General features: G+C 44.1%; 23 protein-coding genes. 10 read left to right on the top strand and 13 right to left on the bottom strand.

Annotated elements, in window-relative coordinates; genetic code table 11:
* Positions 1 to 5: 5 nt before the first annotated feature.
* From ccmB to Q8J82_RS00455, 3 genes are all read right to left on the bottom strand, one after another.
* Positions 6 to 674 (bottom strand): heme exporter protein CcmB, encoded by a 669-nt coding sequence (gene ccmB, locus Q8J82_RS00445; RefSeq protein ID WP_305327561.1) that lies wholly within the window; start codon positions 672 to 674, stop codon positions 6 to 8.
* Entirely contained in the window at positions 671 to 1,288 is a 618-nt protein-coding gene (gene ccmA / locus Q8J82_RS00450) for a cytochrome c biogenesis heme-transporting ATPase CcmA (RefSeq protein ID WP_305327562.1), read from the bottom strand. The genes ccmB and ccmA overlap by 4 nt, the downstream gene beginning before the upstream one ends.
* Before the next feature lie 146 nt (positions 1,289 to 1,434).
* Entirely contained in the window at positions 1,435 to 3,378 is a 1,944-nt protein-coding gene (locus Q8J82_RS00455) for an ATP-dependent DNA helicase (RefSeq protein ID WP_305327563.1), read from the bottom strand.
* 138 nt (positions 3,379 to 3,516) lie between these two features.
* On the opposite strand from Q8J82_RS00455, the gene Q8J82_RS00460 reads away from it, so the two are divergent.
* Positions 3,517 to 4,053 (top strand): C40 family peptidase, encoded by a 537-nt coding sequence (locus Q8J82_RS00460; RefSeq protein ID WP_304890332.1) that lies wholly within the window; start codon positions 3,517 to 3,519, stop codon positions 4,051 to 4,053.
* Positions 4,054 to 4,065: 12 nt separating this feature from the next.
* On the opposite strand, the gene Q8J82_RS00465 is transcribed toward Q8J82_RS00460, so the two are convergent.
* Positions 4,066 to 4,359, bottom strand: a complete 294-nt coding sequence (locus Q8J82_RS00465; RefSeq protein ID WP_304890331.1) for a SelT/SelW/SelH family protein — start codon at positions 4,357 to 4,359, stop codon at positions 4,066 to 4,068.
* Positions 4,360 to 4,521: 162 nt separating this feature from the next.
* On the opposite strand from Q8J82_RS00465, the gene Q8J82_RS00470 reads away from it, so the two are divergent.
* The 4 genes from Q8J82_RS00470 to Q8J82_RS00485 all read left to right on the top strand — a co-directional run bounded on the left by Q8J82_RS00470 (position 4,522) and on the right by Q8J82_RS00485 (position 8,387).
* Entirely contained in the window at positions 4,522 to 6,039 is a 1,518-nt protein-coding gene (locus tag Q8J82_RS00470) for a S41 family peptidase (RefSeq protein ID WP_305327564.1), read from the top strand.
* Positions 6,040 to 6,181: 142 nt separating this feature from the next.
* A complete protein-coding gene (locus tag Q8J82_RS00475; RefSeq protein WP_305327565.1) occupies positions 6,182 to 7,357 on the top strand; it encodes a (Fe-S)-binding protein in 1,176 nt (391 codons plus the stop codon).
* Positions 7,358 to 7,425: 68 nt separating this feature from the next.
* Positions 7,426 to 8,055: a 2-polyprenyl-3-methyl-6-methoxy-1,4-benzoquinone monooxygenase gene (gene coq7 / locus Q8J82_RS00480; RefSeq protein WP_305327566.1), complete on the top strand. Its 630-nt coding sequence runs from the start codon at positions 7,426 to 7,428 to the stop codon at positions 8,053 to 8,055.
* Between the two features lie 14 nt (positions 8,056 to 8,069).
* Positions 8,070 to 8,387: a DUF2322 family protein gene (locus Q8J82_RS00485; protein WP_304891628.1), complete on the top strand. Its 318-nt coding sequence runs from the start codon at positions 8,070 to 8,072 to the stop codon at positions 8,385 to 8,387.
* 13 nt (positions 8,388 to 8,400) lie between these two features.
* Here Q8J82_RS00485 and Q8J82_RS00490 read toward each other — a convergent pair whose 3' ends face one another.
* The 4 genes from Q8J82_RS00490 to bioA form a co-directional block, all read right to left on the bottom strand.
* Positions 8,401 to 8,832, bottom strand: a complete 432-nt coding sequence (locus tag Q8J82_RS00490) for an OsmC family protein (protein ID WP_304909000.1) — start codon at positions 8,830 to 8,832, stop codon at positions 8,401 to 8,403.
* A 376-nt stretch (positions 8,833 to 9,208) separates the two neighbouring features.
* Entirely contained in the window at positions 9,209 to 9,679 is a 471-nt protein-coding gene (locus tag Q8J82_RS00495; protein ID WP_304908999.1) for an FKBP-type peptidyl-prolyl cis-trans isomerase, read from the bottom strand.
* 113 nt (positions 9,680 to 9,792) lie between these two features.
* A complete protein-coding gene (gene dacB, locus Q8J82_RS00500) occupies positions 9,793 to 11,220 on the bottom strand; it encodes a D-alanyl-D-alanine carboxypeptidase/D-alanyl-D-alanine-endopeptidase (RefSeq protein WP_304909009.1) in 1,428 nt (475 codons plus the stop codon).
* A 2-nt stretch (positions 11,221 to 11,222) separates the two neighbouring features.
* Positions 11,223 to 12,542, bottom strand: coding sequence for an adenosylmethionine--8-amino-7-oxononanoate transaminase (gene bioA / locus Q8J82_RS00505; RefSeq protein ID WP_304892269.1), 1,320 nt, complete (start codon positions 12,540 to 12,542; stop codon positions 11,223 to 11,225).
* A gap of 102 nt (positions 12,543 to 12,644) precedes the next feature.
* Between bioA and Q8J82_RS00510 the strand changes: the two genes are divergently transcribed.
* Together Q8J82_RS00510 and Q8J82_RS00515 are read left to right on the top strand one after the other, a co-directional pair.
* Positions 12,645 to 14,561 (top strand): U32 family peptidase, encoded by a 1,917-nt coding sequence (locus Q8J82_RS00510; protein ID WP_304892270.1) that lies wholly within the window; start codon positions 12,645 to 12,647, stop codon positions 14,559 to 14,561.
* A gap of 131 nt (positions 14,562 to 14,692) precedes the next feature.
* Positions 14,693 to 15,100, top strand: coding sequence for a DUF3568 family protein (locus Q8J82_RS00515; RefSeq protein WP_304892271.1), 408 nt, complete (start codon positions 14,693 to 14,695; stop codon positions 15,098 to 15,100).
* Positions 15,101 to 15,164: 64 nt separating this feature from the next.
* On the opposite strand, the gene Q8J82_RS00520 is transcribed toward Q8J82_RS00515, so the two are convergent.
* Genes Q8J82_RS00520 through Q8J82_RS00530 form a run of 3 tightly spaced genes read right to left on the bottom strand, consistent with a single transcriptional unit; the run spans position 15,165 to position 17,192 of the window.
* Positions 15,165 to 15,506 carry a zinc ribbon domain-containing protein YjdM gene (locus Q8J82_RS00520; protein ID WP_304908992.1) on the bottom strand — a complete coding sequence of 114 codons (342 nt, stop codon included), beginning with the start codon at positions 15,504 to 15,506 and terminating at the stop codon, positions 15,165 to 15,167.
* Positions 15,507 to 15,558: 52 nt separating this feature from the next.
* Complete coding sequence (locus tag Q8J82_RS00525; RefSeq protein ID WP_304892273.1) at positions 15,559 to 16,617, bottom strand: aldo/keto reductase; 1,059 nt, start codon at positions 16,615 to 16,617, stop codon at positions 15,559 to 15,561.
* A 14-nt stretch (positions 16,618 to 16,631) separates the two neighbouring features.
* Positions 16,632 to 17,192, bottom strand: coding sequence for a hypothetical protein (locus Q8J82_RS00530; protein ID WP_304908863.1), 561 nt, complete (start codon positions 17,190 to 17,192; stop codon positions 16,632 to 16,634).
* A 263-nt stretch (positions 17,193 to 17,455) separates the two neighbouring features.
* Between Q8J82_RS00530 and Q8J82_RS00535 the strand changes: the two genes are divergently transcribed.
* The 3 genes from Q8J82_RS00535 (at position 17,456) to Q8J82_RS00545 (ending at position 22,022) form a co-directional block, all read left to right on the top strand.
* Positions 17,456 to 17,743, top strand: a complete 288-nt coding sequence (locus tag Q8J82_RS00535; RefSeq protein ID WP_304892275.1) for a co-chaperone GroES — start codon at positions 17,456 to 17,458, stop codon at positions 17,741 to 17,743.
* A gap of 36 nt (positions 17,744 to 17,779) precedes the next feature.
* The gene (gene groL / locus Q8J82_RS00540; RefSeq protein ID WP_305252618.1) at positions 17,780 to 19,423 is read left to right on the top strand and encodes a chaperonin GroEL; all 1,644 of its coding nucleotides are present in this window, start codon (positions 17,780 to 17,782) and stop codon (positions 19,421 to 19,423) included.
* Positions 19,424 to 19,805: 382 nt separating this feature from the next.
* A complete protein-coding gene (locus tag Q8J82_RS00545) occupies positions 19,806 to 22,022 on the top strand; it encodes a UvrD-helicase domain-containing protein (RefSeq protein ID WP_305327567.1) in 2,217 nt (738 codons plus the stop codon).
* A 1-nt stretch (position 22,023) separates the two neighbouring features.
* Here the strand turns inward: Q8J82_RS00545 and Q8J82_RS00550 are convergent, their stop codons facing one another.
* Together Q8J82_RS00550 and thrB are read right to left on the bottom strand one after the other, a co-directional pair.
* Positions 22,024 to 22,761, bottom strand: coding sequence for a BPSS1780 family membrane protein (locus tag Q8J82_RS00550; protein ID WP_305327568.1), 738 nt, complete (start codon positions 22,759 to 22,761; stop codon positions 22,024 to 22,026).
* A 15-nt stretch (positions 22,762 to 22,776) separates the two neighbouring features.
* Positions 22,777 to 23,730, bottom strand: a complete 954-nt coding sequence (gene thrB, locus Q8J82_RS00555; protein ID WP_304892063.1) for a homoserine kinase — start codon at positions 23,728 to 23,730, stop codon at positions 22,777 to 22,779.
* Between the last annotated feature and the right edge of the window lie 71 nt (positions 23,731 to 23,801).

The following is a 23,801-nucleotide window of genomic DNA, read 5'->3' on the forward strand; positions in this document are numbered from 1 at the left end:
GATATTTACTCAACAGAGATACGCAAGGCGGCGGCTGTAGCCATAGGGGCTAACACTAAAGCAAGTAGTGAACATGCCGCCAGTAGTGAAAGATGTGCTTGCGAACTCATTCCATGCTGACTTGCAGCGACTGCACCCGCGCCAAAAATCAGTACGGGAATATACAAGGGCAGCACCAACAATGCAACCAATAAACCACTGCCTCGAACGCCTAGCGTAAGTGCCGCGCCAATGGCGCCAATCAGGCTTAATGCAGGCGTACCAAGTAATAATGCAAACACCAGCACTAACAATGCATCATTGGGCAATGCATATTGTAGACCAATAATTGGCGCCAACAACACTACAGGTAAACCACAAATTAGCCAATGCGCAAAAATTTTAGCCAATACCAACAAAGCCAACGGCTGGGGCGCGAGCAACATCTGTTCTAAACTACCATCAGCAAAATCTGCTGCAAATAAGCGTGTGAGCGAGAGCATGCCTGCCAATAAGGCAGCCACCCATAATACTCCAGGTGCAATGCTGCTTAACACAGCTGGTTCCGGGCCAATGCCCAATGGAAACAAGCTGGATACAATTAAAAAGAAGAATAGCGTTGTCGCAACATCTGAGCGTCTTCGAAACGCCAGCAAGAGGTCTCTCCTCAATACAATTACCCAAGGATTATTCAAGAACTTAGCCTCAAGATTTGACTGGATTGAGCGTTAATGGTCACGTCCTGATGCGTTGTGATGATGGTCATTCCACCGTTTGACATATGTTGACTCAGCCGTGAAGCTAACACATCGACTGATGCAGCATCCAATGCTGCGAAGGGTTCATCCAGAACCCAAAGCTTGCTATCAGTTAACCAAAGCCTGGCTAATGCAACTCGCCTTTTTTGACCTTGTGACAACACTCGCACTGGCAGATTTGCGCAACGAGCAATACCTATTGCAGCAAGTGCAGCCAAAGCGCTTTCTTCACTGACTTCACTACCAGCTAAACGTGCGCCCATATACAAATTCTCTTGCGCAGTAAGGTCGTCTTTAAGGCCATTTAAATGACCAATATAAGTTAAATTGGAGAGAAAGTTTTCAGCATCCTCTTTAATTTTTTTGCCACCCCAGAAAACAGCGCCATCCTCCGGCATTAGCAGGCCACATAACATACGTAGCAGACTGCTTTTACCACTGCCGTTCTCACCTAGCACGTACAGTAAACCACCCGCATTTAGTTCGAATCCAACATTTTTAAATAGCAAGCGATCACCACGCAGGCAAGCCAGACTTTGAGCCGTTAACATGGGTTAAATACCAAAACTATGGCTAATAAAACTAAATTTATGGGGGATGTGAACATGGCCTGAGATTGTATCATTCTCGCAATTGACTTCCTAGTCAAAGCCCGTAAATGAAATTGAATTTACAGCTTAGCTTCCTTTTTACTCGATCACAATTTTTCATGATTCACTTCAAAGAATGCCTGCACATCTGCCAGCTCCCTAGTCCGTTTAAACGGCGGCAAACTTTGCCATATTCTTTTTCCGTAAGACTTAGTAATCAAGCGCGGGTCACAAATCATCAACACGCCGCGATCGTTTTCATCGCGTATCAGCCTTCCAGCACCCTGTTTTAAGGTAATGACAGAATAGGGTAATTGATATTCCATAAAGGCGTTTTTGCCTTCTGCGTTCAATTTGTCTACCCGCGCCGAGAGAACGGGATCGTCTGGCGGGGCAAACGGCAATTTATCAATAATAACCACACTTAATGCTTCACCGCGCACATCCACGCCCTCCCAAAAGCTTTGTGAGCCGACTAATACGGCATTACCTAATTTACGGAAGCGGTCCAGCAACTCTGTGCGTGAACTTTCACCTTGCAGCAACAATGGGCTTTCTATACCATTTTCGATAAAGGCCTCTTTCAATAAGGCATGAATTTCACGCATAGCACGCAAGCTGGTAGAAAGCACGAAAGCTCTGCCACCACTGGCTTGCAGCACAGGCAGCGCGGCAGCCACCACACAAGCTGTATAGCTTGGGCTGTTCGGGTCTGGCATATCAGTTGGCACATACAATAGGGCTTGTTCCTGATAATTAAACGGGCTCTCCCAAAAACCTGTGGTCGCAGCTTGCAAGCCCATTTGCGATAAATAATGACTGAAATCGCTTTTCACTGCCAGCGTAGCTGAGGTAAATATCCATGCGCGTGGTTGTGCATTAAGCTGTTTGCCAAAACCTTCTGCCACACTTAACGGCGTAGCGTGTAGCTGCACAGAGTGCGTAAACACCTCTACCCAACGAACAAGATTGTTGTTTTCTGCTGATTGCCAGCGGCTAAATAAATCATATAAAGCTTCACTGCGCTGCCAACACTTTTCCAATAGAGGGTCGCGTGCCGCCTGCGTTTCAAGTACGTTCGTTAATAATTGCAACTGGCTTTGCATGTGTTTATAGGCTTCATCAAAGCCTTTTAAGGCCATGGCTTTTTGCACAGGCAAGCGCGAGCCCTCATAAGCAAAAATTAGCCTAAAGTCTTTTGCAGCTTTTTCTAAAAGTGGAATCGCCTTGCCCAGTTCAACGCAATCTTTAGCCAGCGTTAAGTGTGCGGCCGTGCAATCTCGAGCGAGTTCGTGCAATTGGCTGGTAGAAACATCCTCGCCGAAAAACAACCCGGCTACTTCTGGCAATTGATGTGCTTCATCAAAAATGACTGTATTAGCGCTCGGCAAAAGTTCGGCCACGCCTTCATCGCGCAACATGACATCCGCAAAAAACAGGTGATGATTCACTACCACCACATCGGCTGCAAGTGCTTTTTTACGCGCTTCCATCACAAAACACTCTTTGTAATAAGCACAATCACCGCCTAAACAATTATCGCGTGTTGAGGTGACGCTCGCCCAAATCATGGCATTTTCCGGCACAGAGTTAAGCTCACTTTTATCGCCAGTCTTGCTATTTTCAGCAAAGGTTTTTATCACATGTACATATTTTGCATCTTCACGTGATGCAAAGCGCCCTTCCTGCTCAGCCCTTTCAAGGTGGTAATGACACACGTAATTAGCGCGACCTTTTAACATGGCAACTGTGACAGGCACTTTTAATGCATCACGCACATTAGGCAAGTCTCGGCTAAACAATTGATCCTGTAGGTTTTTTGTACCCGTAGATATAATCACCTTGCCACCTGTTAGTAGCGCCGGCACTAAGTAAGCGAATGTTTTACCTGTACCAGTGCCAGCTTCAGCAACCAACTGGGCATTGTTTTCAATCGCGTCAGCAATCGCCAGCGCCATTTCTAACTGCTGGGTCCGTTCGCTATACCCTTCAATTTGGCTAGCTAAAATACCGTTTTTTTCAAAAACCTGGCGGATTGATTGTTCACTCATAAGGGCTGTGATTATCCCACGACTTAGCCTTTATTGATGCTCGAACATGATGAATTATGACTAAAGACGATATGTATCGAAAAGATTAAATAAGCACTTAATTTGCATTTTTTTCATAAATTCATATAATTGCCACACATGAAAAGACTTTTTACCCATTTTATGCTTTGTATTTTGCTGGCTTTAGCCGCCACATCGTGCGCAACTGCCAAGCCCGCGGCAAGCACAGAAGAGATGCCATCAGACATACAATCGCTTTCAACAGCCGATGTAAATACTGAAAACTGGTCTGATCGTGCACGTGAGGTGCTAATGAATGCCCTTAGCCTAAGCGGCATTCAATACAAATATGGCGGAAGTTCGCCTGATGCTGGTTTTGATTGCAGCGGTTTTGTACGTTATGTATTTAAGCAGGCGGCAAGCTTAACATTACCTCGCTCTGCCTTTGAAATAAGTCAATTAGGTACAACTGTCGCTAAAAAAGATCTACAGCCCGGAGATCTTGTATTTTTTAATACGCTTAAATCTGCTTTTTCGCACGTTGGCATTTATGTAGGCGATAACCGCTTTATCCATTCCCCACGCAGTGGTGGTGTGGTGCGTATAGAAAGTATGGAAAACGGTTATTGGGCTAAACGATACAATGGCGCACAGCGCATTGACGCTACCAATTAGCGCCCTAAATATTCAAATATCTACTGGATTAGCCCTATCGCTATGCCCAAGATCCCTAGCTGGATCAATTTGATCTCTCACTAGTTGTTTTATTTCTTTTGCCTCAGGAAAACGTCCCGCTTGCTTGCGGGAATAGATTAGCTTTTGATTCAGTGTAATATCAAATATACCGTTACTACCCGGCTTTAATGCCACACCAGCTAAATCTTGCTCAAAAGTAGTCAACAACTCTTGTGCCAGCCATGCTGCCCGCAATAGCCAACGACATTGTGTGCAATATGTAATTTCAATGTTGTGCTTAGTCAATTTAGTCGTCCTTACTGGTATACTTTATCTTGTGTTGTAATTTTTGTTGTAGTTATATTTTTATTATTATTTAGCTAGATTGATTGTTATTTGGCTAGATTTTGAACTATTAAAACTAGGTTGGTCATAAGCTTACCGAGTTACTTTTGTTGGGAATAATACATGCAAGCTAGAAATAAATATCAAGGCTTCACTAAAGTTGGGCTCGTTTGCTCTGGCTTGGTGCTTGGCCTTATGCTGAGTTTAACATATTCAGCTGTCGCTGAAAAAATGACCAAACCGCAATTGCCGTTAGAAGACTTGCGCGCATTTGCCGAAGTATTTGGCAAAATCAAAAGCGACTATGTTGAACCAGTTGAAGATAAAAAATTGTTATCTGAAGCAATCAGCGGCATGTTGACTGGCTTAGACCCGCATTCCACCTACATGGATGCAGACGCATTTAAAGACATGCAAGCAGCAACCCAAGGTGAATTTGGCGGCTTGGGCATTGAAGTGGCTATGGAAGATGGGTTAGTCAAGGTTGTATCACCAATTGAAGATTCACCCGCCTATGCGGCTGGTTTAAAAAGCGGCGACCTCATTATGAAGTTAGATGACAAGCTCGTTAAAGGTATGAGCTTAAACGACGCGGTAAAACAGATGCGTGGAAAACCAGATACATCGATAGTATTGACCGTTTTACGTAAAAATGAGGCCAAACCGCTAACATTCACATTAGTGCGCGCTATTATTAAAAATAAAAGTGTGAAATACAAAATCACTGAACCTGGTTACGCTTATGCGCGTGTCACACAGTTTCAAGAACGTACTGGCGAAGATTTAGCAAAAGCCATTAAAGTGATGCATGATGAAAATAAAGGCCCGTTCAAAGGCTTTGTTTTAGATTTGCGTAATGATCCAGGTGGGTTACTCAATGGTGCGGTGGGTGTTTCTGCAGCATTTTTGCCAAAAGACACCTTGGTTGTTTATACAGAAGGCCGTGCGGCTGACTCAAAAATGAAACTGACCGCTAACCCTGAAAATTATATAAGTCATAGCATTGCGAATGATTATATGAAGAAAAATAATCTTAGCGTTAGCAACCCATTAAGTTATGCCCGCGCAATTGCCGCTAGTGATTATATTAAAGATTTACCTGATGATTTAAAAACCGTACCGATGGTTGTATTAATCAACGCTGGTTCTGCGTCGGCTTCTGAAATCGTTGCCGGAGCGTTGCAAGACCATAAACGCGCAACGCTTATTGGTATCAGAAGCTTCGGTAAAGGTTCTGTACAAACGATTATGCCTATGAATAATGGTGCGGCTATAAAACTGACAACAGCGCGTTATTTCACTCCAAAAGGCCGTTCGATTCAGGCGAAAGGCATTGACCCGGACTATCTTGTTGAAGATGGCACAGACCAATCAAACAACATTCATGAGGCTGATTTGACTCGCCACCTATCCAACCCAAAAGATAATCAGGCAGGTGTTCCAGCAATGACTGAAGTACTTACTCCAGCCAAAGAAACTGCTAAAGAAAAATTGAACGAGAAAAAGTTTGCCGAGCCTACAGGTCCAATTGAGCCAGCCAGCAAAGATGATATTCAGTTCACGCAGGCGATGAATTTTCTTAAAGGTAAGCCAGTGGTAGTTTCTCAGCCGCCAAAAGTTGAAGCTGCGCTTACCAAGTAGCCTCCAACTTCAGTAGCCGTTGTAAAAGCAAATAATCCGCCTTTGTCATGAGGGCGGATTTTTTATGCTCGAACCAGCACAGTCTAAATTTTTATCTGAATTTTCTAAGCTGAGATAACAAGCCAAGGCTTATAATATTGCCATGAGTTTATCTATTCAAGAATTGATTGTAGAGGCGGATCGCTGCGTAGCATGCGGCCTATGTCTGCCGCACTGCCCAACTTACAGAAAAACTGGCTCTGAAGCTGATTCACCCCGTGGGCGCATTCAGTTGATGCGTGCAGTAGCACAAGATACTCTTCCGAATAATACACGTTTTAATGAACATATCGACTTATGCTTAAGCTGTCGCAGTTGTGAATCTGCCTGCCCGAATAACGTAAACTATGGGGCATTAGTAGATACTACCCGTGCCCTTTTTATCCCTAAAAAAACTATTCTTTCTGCGCTTGCCAAACCCTTCATTCGGCACCGTCACTTGGCCAATATAGCATCTTGGCTACTGTGGCTGACACAACAGGCTAAACTGGATGGCTTACTTAAAAAAATAAGCCCGGCAGCAAAGCTTTTGCCACCTATTGATAAGCCAGTCACATGGAACAGCATGTATCCTGCGACTTTCCAGCGTAAAGGTGCTGTTAGCTTGTTTCTAGGTTGTGCAGGCAATGCTCTCGATAACCAAACACTCAAAGCCAGCATTTACGTATTAAACAAACTAGGGTTTGACGTGCATGTCCCATCCCGGCAGACATGTTGTGGCAGCATTGCCAGACAAATGGGTGATACGGATGAGTCTAGCAAACTAGTTGCACAGAATCAGCTCAGCTTTGACCAAACGATACCTGTATTAACAACTGCCAGCGGTTGCGGGGCAGGATTAAATGATTATTTACCAGACCATAAAATCCAGGACATCAGTGCGTTCTTGATGACGTGCGACTGGACGACTATTCATATCAAGCCGCTTAACGAACGGATATATGTGCAAGACCCATGCACATTACGAAACGTGCAAAAAAGCCATCAAGCTGTTTACACTTTACTGAAAAAAATACCCGGTTCAGATATTCAGGCGTTGCCAGGCAACAGCCAATGCTGTGGTGGTGCGGGCGCTTACATGCTAACCCAGAGCGATATGGCAAACAGCTTGCTTGATGACAAACTGACTACAATCAAAACCAATAGTGTTGCGATACTTGCTACATCAAACATAGGCTGTAGCTTGCACATTGCTAATGGTTTACGTGAGAAAAATATAACCGTTGCTGTTTTGCACCCCATACAAATTATTGCCAAGCAAATAGGGTATGGCGTGTGAAAGCAAATATATTCCACAGGCAAGCCAATTGCTGGCTTAAGTAAGGAATTTGAGCGTAAACTATCACTATGCTAAGTAAATTAGATACACTGATTATTGAGTTCGATACAGGCTTGCGCACCCTACTTGCCAAGCCTCGCAGTATACGTGCGCATCCAGATGCAGGTGTAGTTGAAACTGATTTAAGTGAATGTGAAAAAAATCAGGCAAGTGCGCTAATGCGTGTGAACCATACCGGTGAAGTATGTGCTCAGGCTTTATATAGTGGCCAGGCACTCACTGCTCACAGGCCAGAAACTACGGCAGCTTTAAAGCAAGCGGCAATCGAAGAAACTGAACATCTAGCTTGGTGTGAATCACGCATCACTGAGCTTGGCGGCCGTACCAGCCTGCTTAACCCTTTGTTCTACGCAGGCTCGTTTACCATGGGCGTAATTGCTGGTGCGCTTGGCGATAAATGGAATTTAGGGTTTCTTGCTGAAACTGAAAAACAGGTTGGTGAACACCTAGCTAATCACCTTGAAAAACTGCCGCAATCTGACCAAAAAACGCGTAGAATCATTCAACAAATGCAGCTAGATGAAGCTAAACATGCCAGTGAAGCCAAACAATACGGCGCGGCTGAACTTCCGGCACCCGCGAAATTTTTAATGAAAAAAGTATCGAAGTTGATGACAACCTCAAGCTACTATTTATAAAAGGTAAGGTTTGAATGCAAAAATTTAGTGATGTTTTACAAACGCTTGACGATGCCTCACATGTGAAGCGTATTGAGCTTTTTAATAACGACGGCAGCCCTGCAGGGGTGATAGAAAACAAACCAGGCAGCCAAGGCTCTGTAAAAGTCTACTATCACTTGTATAGGATGTACGGTGAGATTTCTTTAGACGCCGCAGTTGAGGGCTTAAGCCTGTTTGCCGAGCACACGAGCGATGCAGAAAACTGCCCTGGCAAACACCCGAATGTAGATAGATTATTGAATCTTTTAGAAGATGAGCAGCCGCTTAAGGTGAAAGTGACTGAGAGTTAAGCTTAGGTCTATTTCAGCCTTTAAGCTCGGATAAAGATTTCACTTCAAAATCATGCGTAATTTTTACGCTCTTACTCAGCATAATCGAAGCTGAACAATACTTTTCCGCAGACAACTTAACGGCACGTTCCACTTGAGCCTCATTCAAACCGTCGCCAGTGACCACAAAATGCACATGAATTTTGGTAAACACTTTGGGAATCTCATCGGCGCGTGTAGCATCAATTTCCGCAACGCAGCCCATAATAGGCTGCCGTGCTTTTTTGAGAATGGCGACCACATCAAACGATGTGCAGCCTCCCATCCCAATCAGTAACATTTCCATAGGTCGCATGCCAATGTTACGGCCGCCATTCTCAGGAGCGCCGTCTAACACGACGGCGTGACCTGTTTCCGACTCGCCAACAAAACTAACGCCGTCTATCCATTTAACGCTTACGTGCATCTAACTTTCTCCAAAAAATGTAAATTTCTAACCGTAAAGGTCATCACCACCAGAGACCTTTGCAAAAGTGTTTAGTGTGGATAAAGTACAAGGCGCACGGAACGCAGTAGCCGAGATAGTACGTGGTGTACAGCGAGGTTACGAGTACCGCGCAACGCAGTAATTTGCCGCAATAAATACTTTTGCAAAGGTCTCCACCAATCTAAGCCGCTAAAGCGACAAGATTGGTGCGATAAATCAGACAAGGCGCGAACAAAAAATAAGACCGCAGCATATGGGTTATATGTAAAGTATTATTTTTTGCGAGCAACGCCGTATGATGACGTAATGGGGTAAGCAGGCAATCCGTGTAACGGATGCTCGCAAAGTTACGTTTTTATTTAACGTCTAACAATTCCACGTCAAAAATCAAGGTAGCATTTGGCGGAATCGCACCACCAGCACCACGCGCACCATAGCCCATTTCTGAAGGAATAATCAGCGTACGCTTGCCACCGACTTTCATGCCTGCGAAGCCTTCATCCCATCCCTGAATCACTTGTCCCTGACCTAAACCAAACTCGAATGGCTGACCACGATCCAAACTGCTATCAAATTTTTTGCCTTTGTTATCTTTTGCCGCAGCATCAAACAACCAGCCAGTGTAATGTACTTTAACATTAAAGCCTGGCTCAGCCTCGCGGCCTGCACCTACCTGAGTGTCAATTTTCTGTAATTCTGTAATTTCTGCGGTCATTGCTGTGGTTTCCTTTGCTGGTGTTTCCTGTTTTGATTTTGGTATTTCTGCATTGCAAGCGTTGAGCGAAAACGCTAATCCACTTGCGAGTAATACATTAAATAGCTTCATTAATCTATTCCTATCTAATTAAAAAATTCATCATTTATACAAGCAGTATGATACCGCAAACACATGCCAGTTCGCGTAACTGCTAAATATTTATGAATAGATTTTCGCGCAAATTAAGGCTGTTGATGCACCCATTCAATCAATGCATCTTGAGCATTTTTACTCTCTGCGGCCTTAGTATGATTCACCATCATCACTAGCACATGGCGATGATTATTGGCATCTAACAGATAACCCGCAATGGCACTTACGCCATCTATCGAGCCTGTTTTTAAATGCGCGCGCCCATTTGGGCGGCTGTCTTTCAAGCGCCCCATTACTGTTCCATCTTTTGAGAGTATTGGCATTGAAGCCATCATTTCCGGCATCACAGCGCCATGGTAGGTGCTCACTAACATCTGCCCTAAGTGCCCTGCACTAATACGCTCTATACGCGACAAGCCTGAACCATTTTCAATCACCAGCTCATCAAACTTCAAGCCTTTAGTAGCAAGCCAGTTTTTAATAACCATGCCACCTTGAGCCTCCGTTGCAGGTGGGCCACTAATCTCTGCGGCAATAGTTAACAGCAATTGACGCGCCATTAAATTATTACTCCACTTATTAATGTCGCGTACCACATAACCTAACGGGTCAGAGACCTGTTCTACAACCTTAATAGCAGTACTGGGTATCTCTTGAATTTTAAGTGAGCCATTGAATTTTCCACCCAACTCTCGCCACAGTTTTTTGAACGTATAAAATGCATATCGCTCATCATCGAACAAGCTCAACTCTAAATATCGTTCGCCACAGTCAGGCGAAAAAGTACCGTTAAAAGTCACGGTTGCGCCATTATTATCAGGACTTACTGTGTAAGAAAAACGGTTACGCCACGCACCACAAACGCCTTGGTTTAGCTTCATATTGTTGATGATTTGCACTTCAGGCAATGCAAATTCCTGGTTTATGTTTACGCCCGTACCAGTTGTGCTGAGTTTGAAACTGGTATTGCGTCCATTCACCAAAAATGCGCTAGGTTCTGCGTTGTAAGCGCGCCAACTTTCATTATCAAAGCTTTTACCATTTCCCACATTTTTTGCAAAATAACTTTTATCAACAACCAAATCGCCATCAATCCCCTTAATGCCTGCTTGCTGCAAGCTCATCAGTAAGCGCCATAATTCTTGCGCCCTAAAATTGGGATCACCGTAGCCTTTAATGATTAAATTACCCTGTAAATTACCGTTATTCAACTTATCAATCACCACTTCACCATCACGGTATACCTCGGTTTTCCAGCGGTAAGTAGGCGAGAGTAATTCTAAAGCGGCATTGGTTGTGACGAGCTTCATTACAGAAGCAGGATTTAGACTTTTGTCACTATTGTGCTCCAGAATGGGGTTACTGCCCTCTACTGCCTGCACATAAATCGCCACACTTTGCTGTGGAATTCCCACTTTTTTCAGAGCGTCTGCCACCGATGCAGGAAGTTCGGCATAAGCGCTCAGGCTTGCCAACATCAAACTAAAACTCACCGCACACTTTCTTATGACACACATATTCATACAGTGCTTTTTACAGCGTCAAAAGTTGCATTCACCATAAAATCAATTTCCGCCTCGCTAATTGTATAAGGCGGCATAAAATAGACCGTGTTTCCAATCGGACGTAATAACAAGCCTTGCTGCATAGCGGCCTGATAACATTGCTTTGAAAATTGCGCGCTTTGCGTCACTACGTCAAAAGCGAAAATCATACCTTGATGCCGCATGTGCTCGATTGGCAGGTTAGTCAGCACTTGCATTTCAGCTTGTATCACAGCAGATTTTTCACGATTATTTTGCAAAACATCATCAGATTCAAATATTGCCAACGTCGCCAAAGCTGCACTGCACGCAAGCGGATTGCCTGTATAACTATGACTATGTAAAAACCCGCGCACGGTATTTTCATCATAAAAAGCCTGGTAAACTTTATCTGTTGTGAGTACCGCAGACAGCGGTAAATAGCCACCTGTAATACCTTTTGATAAACAAATAAAATCAGGACAAATATCACCTTGCTCACAGGCAAACATCGTTCCTGTACGTCCAAAGCCCACTGCAATTTCATCCGCAATTAAGTGCACTTCATATTGTGTACAAATCTCCCGGGCGCGACGCAAATACGCAGGATGATACATCCCCATCCCCGCGGCACACTGCACCAGCGGCTCAATAATAAACGCTGCCAATTCGTGATGATGCTTGGTCACATAAAGTTCCAAAGCATCGGCACAGCGCATGGCAAAGGCCTCAGCGCTTTCACCCGCCTCTGCCAATCTAAAATCAGGGGTAGGCATTTGGGCAGACTGTGTCAATAGTGGCGCGTAAGTGTCTTTAAAAATTGCCACATCAGTTACGCCCAACGCGCCTAAAGTCTCTCCGTGGTAACTATTTTGCAGGCTGATAAACTTGGTTTTGTTAGTTTTGCCTGGTGTTTCAGAACGTAAGTTTCGCCAATAATGAAAACTCATTTTGAGCGCTATTTCAGTGGCACTCGCACCATCACTGGCATAAAACGCATGGCCTAAACCTGTAAGCTTAGAAAGTTTTTCAGATAACTCAATCACTGGTTCATGGGTAAAACCTGCCAGCATCACATGCTCCAGCGTATCCAGCTGCTGCTTAATCGCATCTTTAATACGCGGATTATTGTGTCCGAACAAATTCACCCACCACGAACTTACGGCATCTAAATAGCGCTTACCTTCAGCATCGTATAGCCAGGCACCGTCCCCTTTTTTGATAGGAATCAGCGGAAATTGCTCATGCTGCTTCATCTGCGTGCAGGGATGCCAGACAGATTGCATACTTCTGTTTAAAATATTTTGGTTACTCATGCCTGAATTGTACGATGTTTTTAATGTGCGAATAAATCAAATGTCGTCATAAGCTGTTGTTTCGTCTAAAATTCAGTTTTTCAATATCATCGTTTACGCTCAATGCTAAAAACTCGTCGCCACCTCGAACTTCTTGCCCCAGCTAAAAATGCAGATTTTGGTATTGAAGCCATCAATCATGGTGCAGATGCGGTCTATATTGGCGGCCCGGCATTTGGCGCGCGAGCCAAAGCGCCGAATACTATTGCGGATATTGTACGCCTAGTGAAACATGCTCATCGTTACCATGCTGAAGTATTTGTAGCGCTTAACACGATTTTTCACGATAACGAGCTGGCAGGCGCACGTGAGTTAGTGCAGCAACTATATGATGCTGAGGTAGACGCACTCATTGTGCAGGATATGGGTTTGCTGGAAATGGACTTACCGCCAATTCAGCTACATGCGAGTACGCAAACAGATATTCGCACGGTTGAAAAAGCTAGGTTTTTAGACCAAGTAGGATTCTCGCAAATCGTATTGGCGCGGGAGTTAGATTTGCACACCATTCAAAAAATATCCGCCGCAACTACTTGCAACCTGGAATATTTTATTCACGGTGCCTTATGCGTTGCGTTTAGCGGCCAGTGTTATATCAGTCATGCCCACACAGGGCGCAGTGCTAACCGCGGCGAATGCTCGCAAGAGTGCCGCTTACCTTTTACCTTAGAAGACCAAAAAGGCCGCATTATTGGCAAGGATAAGCACTTTTTATCAATGAAAGACAATGATCAAAGTGCCAATCTGCGTGCATTGATTGATGCGGGCGTGAGCTCATTCAAGATTGAAGGCCGCTATAAAGATTTACCTTATGTAAAAAATGCAACCGCACATTATCGGCAATTGTTAGATGAAATTTTGCATGAATCTCCTGAACTTGCAAAATCATCACATGGCGATTGCACCTACACTTTCAACCCGCAACCCGAAAAAACGTTTAATCGCAGTGCGACGGACTACTTTGCTAATGGTCGCCAAGCCGATATTGGCGCGTTTGACACGCCAAAATTCTCTGGTGAATCGCTAGGCAAAGTTAGTAAGGTTGGTAAAGATTTTTTTGAAGTTGATACGGACATACAGTTACATAACGGCGATGGTGTGTGCTTTTTTGATGTGCATAAAGAGTTAGTTGGCTTGCGCGTCAACTCTGTTGATGGTAAAAAACTTTACCCCAATGACATGCCGCTTGATATTCGTCGTGGCATGGCTGTTTATCGCAACCGTGACCACGCTTTTATGCGCCTGCTAGAAAAAGATTCAGCTCAACGCAAAATCGCGGTAAACATGATACTGACTGAAACGCAGGATGGCTTTTCGCTTATGGTGACCGATGAAGCCGGCTTCTGCGCAACGGCGTATTGCCTCGCTGAAAAACAAATAGCTGAAAACATCGAGAAAGCCAGGGCTAGTCTGTTTGAAAACTTATCCAAGCTTGGCAGCACAGACTTTATTACAAAAGAAATTCAACTAGAAACGACTCAAACATGGTTTGTACCCGCCTCTACCGCCAATTCACTTCGCCGCGATGCAATCGAGCAATTGCAACAAACACGTGATTTAGGCTACCAACGCCCACCGCGTCGCGCTTCAGCCGAACCACCAGCAACGTACCCTGATGACACCCTAAGTTATCTCGCCAATGTGTATAACAAAAAAGCGCGGATATTTTATGAAAAACACGGCGTAAAGATGATTGCGGCGGCTTATGAAGCAAATAAAGAACTTGATGAAGTTCCGCTAATGATTACCAAGCACTGCCTGCGTTTTAGCCATGGCTTATGCCCCAAGGAAGCCAAGGGAGTAATAGGCGTACAAGGTACAGTGACGGCAGAACCGATGACACTGATTAACGGGAACGACAGATTTACCCTGAAATTTGACTGCAAACCATGCGAGATGCATGTGATGGGAAAGATTCGCAAGCCAGTATTAAAAATGGGACCGCCGCAAACAATCAAGTTTTTGCAAAAAATAAATTAAATATAAGCCTCAATACTCAGATTATACTGACCTGCTGTTGACTTCTAATTAAAAAGGGGGCATGCTTCAATCGGTTAATAATCACCCATAAGGGTGACACCTGTTTGGGTAATTATAAGGGTAAATATAAAATGCGGCATATTTTATTGGTTAGCTTATTATTGCTTAATACCGCATTGTTATCTGGCTGCTTACCGGCCATTACCACCGCTGCCGGCATTGGTGGCTCTGCTGCCATAACTCACACGACAAACGGTATTACCTACCGAACATTTACGGCTCCTTCTTCCAAAGTTAGAGTAGCTACTCTGAGTGCATTAAACCGCATGCAGATAAAAGTAGTCTCAGAGATCTTACAAGAGAAAAGTAACATCAGATTAGTGGCCGCAAAAACGAATGAGCGCAACATTGAAATACAGATTGAGCCAATCAGCACCAACACCACCCGCATGAGAGTCACAGCAAAAAGCTCCGCATTTTCTTATGATAGCGCTACCGCCGAAGAAATCATTCAGCAAACAAAAAGATCTCTAGGGTAGTCACTCCGCGCCCTGGGTGACTAGTGACTACCTATCAAAGCAAGTATCTTTCTTGCTTCAGCATTTAGGCTTTCTTAACGAATTCAGACTTTAACTTCATCGCGCCGATGCCATCGATTTTGCAGTCAATGTCATGATCACCCTCGACCAGGCGGATATTTTTAACCTTGGTGCCCACCTTAACTACTAACGAAGACCCCTTCACTTTAAGATCTTTAATTACCGTGATTGTGTCACCATCTTGCAGCACATTGCCGTTGGAATCGCGAATCACTCGCGTATCATCTGCGTTTTCAGGGAGAGCATCTTTCGCCCACTCATGCGCACATTCCGGACAAACATACATATCGCCATCTTCATAGGTATATTCCGAATTGCATTTGGGGCATTTAGGTAAATCGCTCATAAATTACTTTCTATCTAATTATTTACTCTTCAAAAATTTACCATACCTTAAGCTACGGCGCTGGATTCATCATCGCCAAATGCAAGCGCTCAATCTCTTGCAGCACCTCAGGCGATAGTTTTGTATGCCAAGCGCCAACATTCTCCTTCAGCTGATTCATGCCAGTTGCACCAATAATCGTGCTGGTAACGAACCAGCGGTGATACACAAAACTTAAAGCAAGCTGCGTTGGCGTTAATCCATTCTCGCGCGCCAGCTTGGCATAAGCGGCACTTGCAGGTGTGACATTATGTTTTGTATAGCGTTGCGCATAGCCGGTAAACATCGTTGCACGGCCGTTAGCGGCTGGATCATCAATATATTTTGCGGTTAAATGGCCGAAAGCCAATGGTGAATATGCTAAGAAACCTATTTTTTCGCGATAGAGTATTTCAGACAACCCCAACTCCATGGTGCGATTAAGTAAGTTATATCCATTTTGCAGGCTAGCGATTCTTGGCAGATTATATTCTTTAGCAACGCGCAAAAACTCCATCACACCCCAAGGCTGCTCGTTTGAGAGGCCAATATAACGCACTTTACCTTCTTGTATAAGTTCGGACAGCGTTTCAAGCTGATTTTGTATGCTTACCCATTCCTTTTGTTTACCTTCGGCATCTAGCTCCTGCGCAGGATCAAATAAATATTGTCCAAACATCGGCACATTACGCTCTGGCCAATGAAGTTGATAAATATCGATGTAATCCGTTTGCAAGCGTTGAAGTGAGCCTTCAATCGCCGCCCGAATATTTGTGCGGTCTAGTGAAGATGGTCCGCCACGTATCCAACTCACACCTCGTCGCGGTCCGGCTGCTTTGCTTCCTAAAATAATCTTATCTCGTTGCTGATTTTTCAACCAATTACCCACCATGGTTTCAGTACGTGTGCAAGTCTCCGCTTTGGGAGGTACTGGGTACATTTCGGCGGTATCTATAAAATTAATCCCTTGTGCTATTGCATAATCAAGTTGCTCATGTGCTTCAGACTCTGTGTTTTGGTCTCCATACGTCATGGTGCCTAAACAAATGGCTGATACGCTTAAATCTGATTCACCTAATTGACGATATTGCATGATGATGGATACGCTTAGTGTAATGTTTGCTGAGTTGAGAGAGTGCTGATTTCTTTACTGACTGCGCCAATAAATAAATCCCAGCCAGCTTCGCGCGTTGCAAGTTGCATCATGCTAGTGACCGCGTGTACAAGCTCATTGGTGAGTGCTAATTTAACGGATTGCCCATTAATGCATTGCAGTTCAAGTTGCGGAGGGTGATTATCCATTGCGGTAATCAAACATTGCGTGGCAAGCATTGGCGCTTCTGAACGTGATTGTCTATCTGCAATATATTCAGATTTAAAATCAAGATTATCAATCTTTTTTTGCTCGCTAACTTCACGAGAAAAACTTTCGATTGCTTGGTGTTTTGCTTCTGACGTCGCAATAGCTGGCGTCGCAAATTCAATAGCGGCGGGCACTACCGTATTACTGAAACCTTGTAGTAAATACCACATTGACTTACTAACGCGCCGCGTAATCCACACCGCCACTTCAGTTTTATCAGCAAGGCCAACTTTTAGCAACAACCGATCTTCCTGCTCATTAAAGCCGAGGTTGATTTGCTCGATAGCAGATTCGTTTTGTGTCATTAGCGTGCTTAAATTGTTAAATACAGAACACAGCATAAGGTTTTTATATATTTTTTTCTAGATTTAATCTTGAAATATATCAAACCAACCCAATAACTAGCACTCTAGGGGTTTGAGTGCTAAAATCGCTCTCGCTCTGCATGGCTATAAATTAAGCCATATGCTTTATATTTAGTGTTATCTCATTAGTTTTAATTTACACCTCACCATGGACTGGTAAGGCAATTTAATTGTTTGTATTCATTTAATTTTTGGAGAACCGTATGAAAATTCGTCCTTTACACGACCGCGTGATTGTTAAACGCTCAGAAGAAGAGCGTACAACCGCATCAGGCATTGTAATTCCAGATAGCGCAACTGAAAAACCAGATCAAGGTATTGTGCAAGCAATCGGCTCTGGCAAACGTGATGACAGCGGCAAAATCATCGCTTTAGACGTTAAAGTGGGCGACAAAGTCTTATTCGGCAAATACGCAGGCCAAACCGTTAAGGTAGATGGCGAAGAGTTATTAGTGATGCGTGAAGAAGACATCATGGCGATTGTTGAGTAACTATAATTAAATTAAGCATTTACAGGAGAATTTAACATGGCAGCAAAAGACGTAAGATTCGGCGACGAAGTTCGCCACAAAATGGTAGCAGGCGTGAATGTACTCGCCAACGCAGTTAAAGTAACTTTAGGCCCTAAAGGCCGTAACGTAGTTTTAGAGCGCTCTTTCGGCGCACCTACCATCACTAAAGATGGCGTATCGGTTGCGAAAGAAATCGAATTGAAAGACAGATTCGAAAACATGGGCGCACAGATGGTGAAAGAAGTGGCTTCAAAAACTTCTGATATCGCTGGTGACGGTACAACTACTGCAACGGTTTTAGCGCAAGCAATCATCCGTGAAGGCATGAAATCTGTAGCTGCTGGTATGAACCCAATGGATTTGAAACGCGGTATCGATAAAGCAGTTGCTGCGGCAATTGCTGATTTAAAATCACAATCAAAACCATGTACAACCAGTAAAGAAATCGCCCAAGTTGGTTCTATTTCTGCAAACTCTGATGAAGCTATTGGCAAAATCATTGCTGATGCGATGGACAAAGTAGGTAAAGAAGGCGTGATTACTGTCGAAGACGGTTCTGGCCTTGAGAGCGAATTAGACGTAGTTGAGGGTATGCAGTTTGACCGTGGTTACTTGTCACCATACTTCATCAACAATCAAGAGCGTCAAATTGCATTGTTAGACAACCCTTTCGTGTTATTGCATGACAAAAAAATCTCAAACATCCGTGATTTATTACCAACTTTAGAGCAGGTGGCAAAATCTGGTCGTCCATTATTGATTATTGCTGAAGACGTTGACGGTGAAGCGTTAGCTACATTGGTTGTGAACAACATCCGTGGCATCTTAAAAACTACAGCGGTTAAAGCGCCTGGTTTTGGTGATCGTCGTAAAGCCATGTTAGAAGATATTGCCATGTTAACTGGCGGCACAGTGATTGCTGAAGAAGTTGGCTTGAAACTTGAAAACGTAACACTTGAGAACTTAGGTCAAGCTAAACGTATTGAAGTTGGCAAAGAAAACACTATCATCATTGATGGTCACGGTGTTGAAGCTAATATCAAAGCGCGTATCGCTCAAATCAAAACACAAATCGAAGAAGCAACTAGCGACTACGACCGCGAGAAACTACAAGAGCGCGTAGCTAAATTAGCTGGCGGTGTTGCAGTGATTAAAGTCGGCGCTACGACTGAAATCGAAATGAAAGAAAAAAAAGCCCGCGTTGAAGATGCGTTACACGCAACACGCGCAGCAGTTGAAGAAGGTATTGTAGCTGGCGGCGGCGTAGCGTTGATTCGCGCACGTGCTGCTATTGCCAAAGTAAAAGGTGATAATCACGACCAAGATGCAGGCGTTAAAATCGTGTTACGCGCAGTTGAAGAACCATTACGCCAAATCGTGCAAAACGCTGGTGTTGAGCCTTCAGTAGTTGTAAACAACGTAGAAGCTGGTAAAGGTAACTATGGCTACAACGCTGCAAACGAAACTTACGGCGACATGATTGAAATGGGTATTCTTGACCCAACTAAAGTAACACGCTCTGCATTGCAAAATGCAGCATCAGTAGCTGGCTTAATGCTAACGACTGACTGCATGGTGGCTGAGTTACCTAAAGAAGACGGTCCAGCAATGGGCGGTGGTGACATGGGTGGTATGGGCGGTATGGGCGGCATGATGTAGATTTTTGATGTTGCATCAACTTTCCGCCAATAAATCGGCGGGTTGATGCAATCACGGAATGCAAACATGATACCTCGTAGTAAGCAATCAAAGAGCCTCGCAATCGCGGGGCTCTTTTCTTTGTTCGAGCAACCCCACATTAAAATTGACTCAAAAAAAACCCCGACTCAAGGGGATGAGAGTCGGGGCAAAATGCCTTATTGTCTAAGGCTTCCGCTCAGGGAGGAAAGAAGCGGAAAGGATAGCTAAAGTTAATTAGCTATCATGTAAATTAAGACTGACTAATTTAGGCTTTAGTTCTCATTTTTTTGTAACAGTTTGTATTGCTTTGTAACTGCCATTACATCCTAATTATTTTCATTAGCCATGCGATAATACCGTTATGAATATTCAAAACTCAACCCTCACACAAGACCCGCTATTGGCTGGCCTTAACAATAAACAGCTTGAGGCAGTGACCTTGCCGCAGCAATCTGCGTTGATATTAGCGGGTGCTGGTAGCGGTAAAACACGCGTGCTTACCGCGCGTATTGCATGGCTGATTCAAACTGGGCAAGTCTCGCCCACAGGCTTGCTGGCTGTGACGTTTACCAATAAAGCAGCTAAGGAAATGCTGACACGTATCACGGCGTCACTTCCCATTAACACGCGTGGCATGTGGGTCGGCACGTTTCACGGGCTTTGTAACCGTTTATTGCGCGCGCATCATCGTGAAGCCGGCTTACCACAAAGCTTTCAAATTTTAGATATTGCAGATCAATTGTCTGTGATTAAGCGTTTAATGAAGCTGATGAATGTGGATGATGAAAAGTTTCCGCCTAAGCAAGTGCAAAACTTTATCAATGGCTGCAAAGATGAAGGGCTGCGTGCGCATGCTGTTGAAGCCTACGATCCGCATTCTGTAAAAATGCGTGAAATTTTTGAAGAATATGACAAACAATGCCAACGCGATGGCGTGGCAGATTTTGCTGAACTTTTATTGCGCTGTTACGAGCTGCTGGAGCGTGATGCGAATATACGCCAGCATTACCAAAGCCGCTTTAAATATATATTAGTCGATGAGTTTCAAGATACCAATCGCTTGCAATATTTGTGGTTGAAATTACTGGCTGGCAAAGATAATTGCATGTTTGCCGTGGGTGATGACGACCAATCTATTTATGGTTTTAGAGGCGCGCACGTGGGCAATATGCGTGACTTTGAAAAAGACTTCAACATTCAGCACATAGTTAAATTAGAAGAAAATTACCGCTCCCACAGCAATATTTTAGATGCTGCCAACGCGATTATTTCGCACAATACCAATAGACTTGGCAAAAACTTGTGGACAGCGGCAGGCGCGGGCGAACCCGTGCGCGTGTATGACGCATACAACGATACTGACGAAGCGCAGTTTATTGTGGATGAAATTAAAATGCTGCATTGCGAAGGCACGTCATTAGGTGACATTGCCTTGCTCTACCGCAGCAATGCTCAATCGCGCATCTTAGAGCATGCCTTATTTTCCGCTAACTTACCTTACCGCGTGTATGGCGGCTTGCGCTTTTTTGAACGTGCCGAAATTAAACACGCGCTGGCTTACATGCGCTTAATTGCTAATGCAAATGACGACACCGCCTTGTTGCGCGTCATTAACTTTCCCACGCGTGGCATCGGTGCACGTAGCTTAGAGCAACTGCAAGAAAGCGCACGGGCTGCAAACTGCAGTATCTGGCAGGCAGCAGTTAACAAAGTAGGACATGGCAAGCTTGGCGGTAAGGGGATAGAAGGATTTGTTGCACTGATTAGACATATGGTAGATAACGCCTACGGCATCTGCTTGTCGGAATTGACGGAACTTGCCATCACCATGTCTGGCTTAACTGCACATTATGAAAACGATAAAGAAGGCGAAGACCGCATTGAAAACTTGAAAGAACTAGTCACAGCGGCCGTGTCATTCACCAATCAAGATTTCGGTAACCACAACAATGTAGATGGTGAAACAGAGCAAGATTTACTTACGCAGTTTTTAAGCCATGCCAGCTTAGAGGCAGGCGAACACCAGGCAGACGTAGGCCGTGAAGCGTTACAACTAATGACGGTGCATGCATCAAAAGGTTTAGAATTTAAGGCGGTCTTTATAAGCGGCTTAGAAGAAGGCCTATGCCCGCACGAGCAAAGTTTATTCGAGAATAGCGGCCTGGAAGAAGAGCGCCGCCTGATGTACGTGGCGGTGACCCGTGCCAGACAGCGCCTGTATTTAAGCCACGCGCAAAGCCGCATGCTGCATGGCAAGGTACGCTACGGCATACCATCACGCTTTTTAGACGAAATTCCGGAAGAGTTACTTAAACGCCTCAATAGCAAGCCCATCGCCAAATCCGGCTATGGACGTGACTATAACGAACTTCCCGCCATGATGAGCAAGCAACAGAGCAATCAACAGAAAAGTGCAATGCCATGGAAAATAGGTCAGCAAGTTGCTCATGCAAAATTTGGCAATGGCGTAGTGGTAAGCTATGAAGGCAATGCCAATGACATGCGAGTGCAAGTGAATTTTGGACGAGAAGGCCTGAAATGGCTGGCGATGGAGTTTGCTAAATTAAGCCCTATTTAACTTAATTAACTGACTCATTGATATTAAAAACATCCACATAGCTCGTATATAAGCTTGTCATCATTACGGGTACAACTAAAATTAACCCTAAACCAAATGGGATAATTGCCACAATCAACAACACCATAAAAATAAAACCATAGAGTAGAAATGGCACCATATTTTTAAGACAGGCAACAAAGCTTAATTTCATCGCCTCCACTGCGCTTAAGTTATGCAAACCTGATAACAAAGGCGCATACCAGTAAGCCATCAGTATCGGCATAACAAAAAGCATGGCAATTAAAATCGGCAACATCATCACGCTGGCTTGTTCCGGGCTTAACTCTTGCCCTTTCACGATTAAGTCCATCGTCTCTTTATCTAAACTCAGCACCACAAAAACAGCAATTACTAACAGACTCATCATATAAATGCCGCCTATGGCAATCAGCTGCGATGTGTTTTTCTTGAACCCTTCAAATAGATGATTGATTTCCAAATCTTGTTGATGCGTGAGTGCTCTGCAGCCCCACATCATACCCGCGGCAAATACCGGCGCTAACAAAGTGCTCACTACTGAGCCAATCACTGGAACCAGTGAAATGGGGATGATAATCGCCAAATAAATCAACAGGATAATAATCCACATAACTGGATTGGCTTTGAATAACTTAAATCCACTGACGATCCAAGCCCAGGCATTGCCTACTGGCACTTGTCTGATTTCTAGCGGTTTAATTGATAAATCTTCTGTCATGGTGTTATCCGACTCTCACGGGGTGGCGCGTAATTTAAGTATTCTTTGAAAATGATTAGGGTCTTTGGCGTGGGTTAATTCACCCATTTGCGGGTAAATATAATCATACAAGCGGGATAACCAAAAACGCAGTGCGGCGATACGCAACATACTATGCCATGCTTCATGTTCTGCTTGATTAAACGGTCTGACTGCCTGATAGGCGCTTAGCATGGCATTTAATCTTGGCCCATCCAGGCTGCCGTCTGCATTCACGCACCAGTCATTCACCGTAATAGCCAAATCGTACGCAAGCACATCATGACAGGCATAATAAAAATCAATCAGCCCGCCTATTTCATCGCCATCAAACAGCACGTTATCACGGAACAAATCAGCATGAGTAACGCCCATAGGCAACTGCGTAATATCTAATGTGGCTTGAAAAGCCAAGGTGTCTTTTAATAGCTGCTGATCATCTATGGACAAATGCGGCATCACTTGCGCCGCAGTTTTAATGCGCCAATCTGCCCCGCGCTGATTGTGACCGCCTTTACCTAACTGATAGTGTTGCGGAAATTGACGCTCAAAAGATTGCCCAGCCAGATGCATTTTTGCCAGCACAGCACCAACTGCTCTGCATTGAGCGGCATTAGGCACTTCAACATCTTGGCCAGTTAAGCAGCTAATTAGAGCCGCAGGCTTGCCATTAAGCATATGCAGACTTGCGCCAGCTTTATCAGCAATTGGCTGTGGGCATGGAATACCATGTGTAGCCAAATGGCTCATTAAATCAATATAATAAGGCAGCTCTTCTAGTTCGTTGTGCTCAAATAAAGTCAGCACAAACTTATTCTGAGTGGTTGTTACAAAATAATTGGTGTTGGTAATGCCAGATGAAATACCTTTTAATTCAACAAGTTCACCTATTGCATAATCATGAAGCCACGCTTGTAATTGTTGAATACTGACTGAGGTAAATACTGACATAAGTTAGGGATATATAAAATTTGAATACGGGGCGGTTAATTGAAGAATTTAAATAAATAAAGAGGGTATGA

The organism is Methylotenera sp. (assembly GCF_030684185.1).
Classification (GTDB): Bacteria; Pseudomonadota; Gammaproteobacteria; order Burkholderiales; family Methylophilaceae; genus Methylotenera.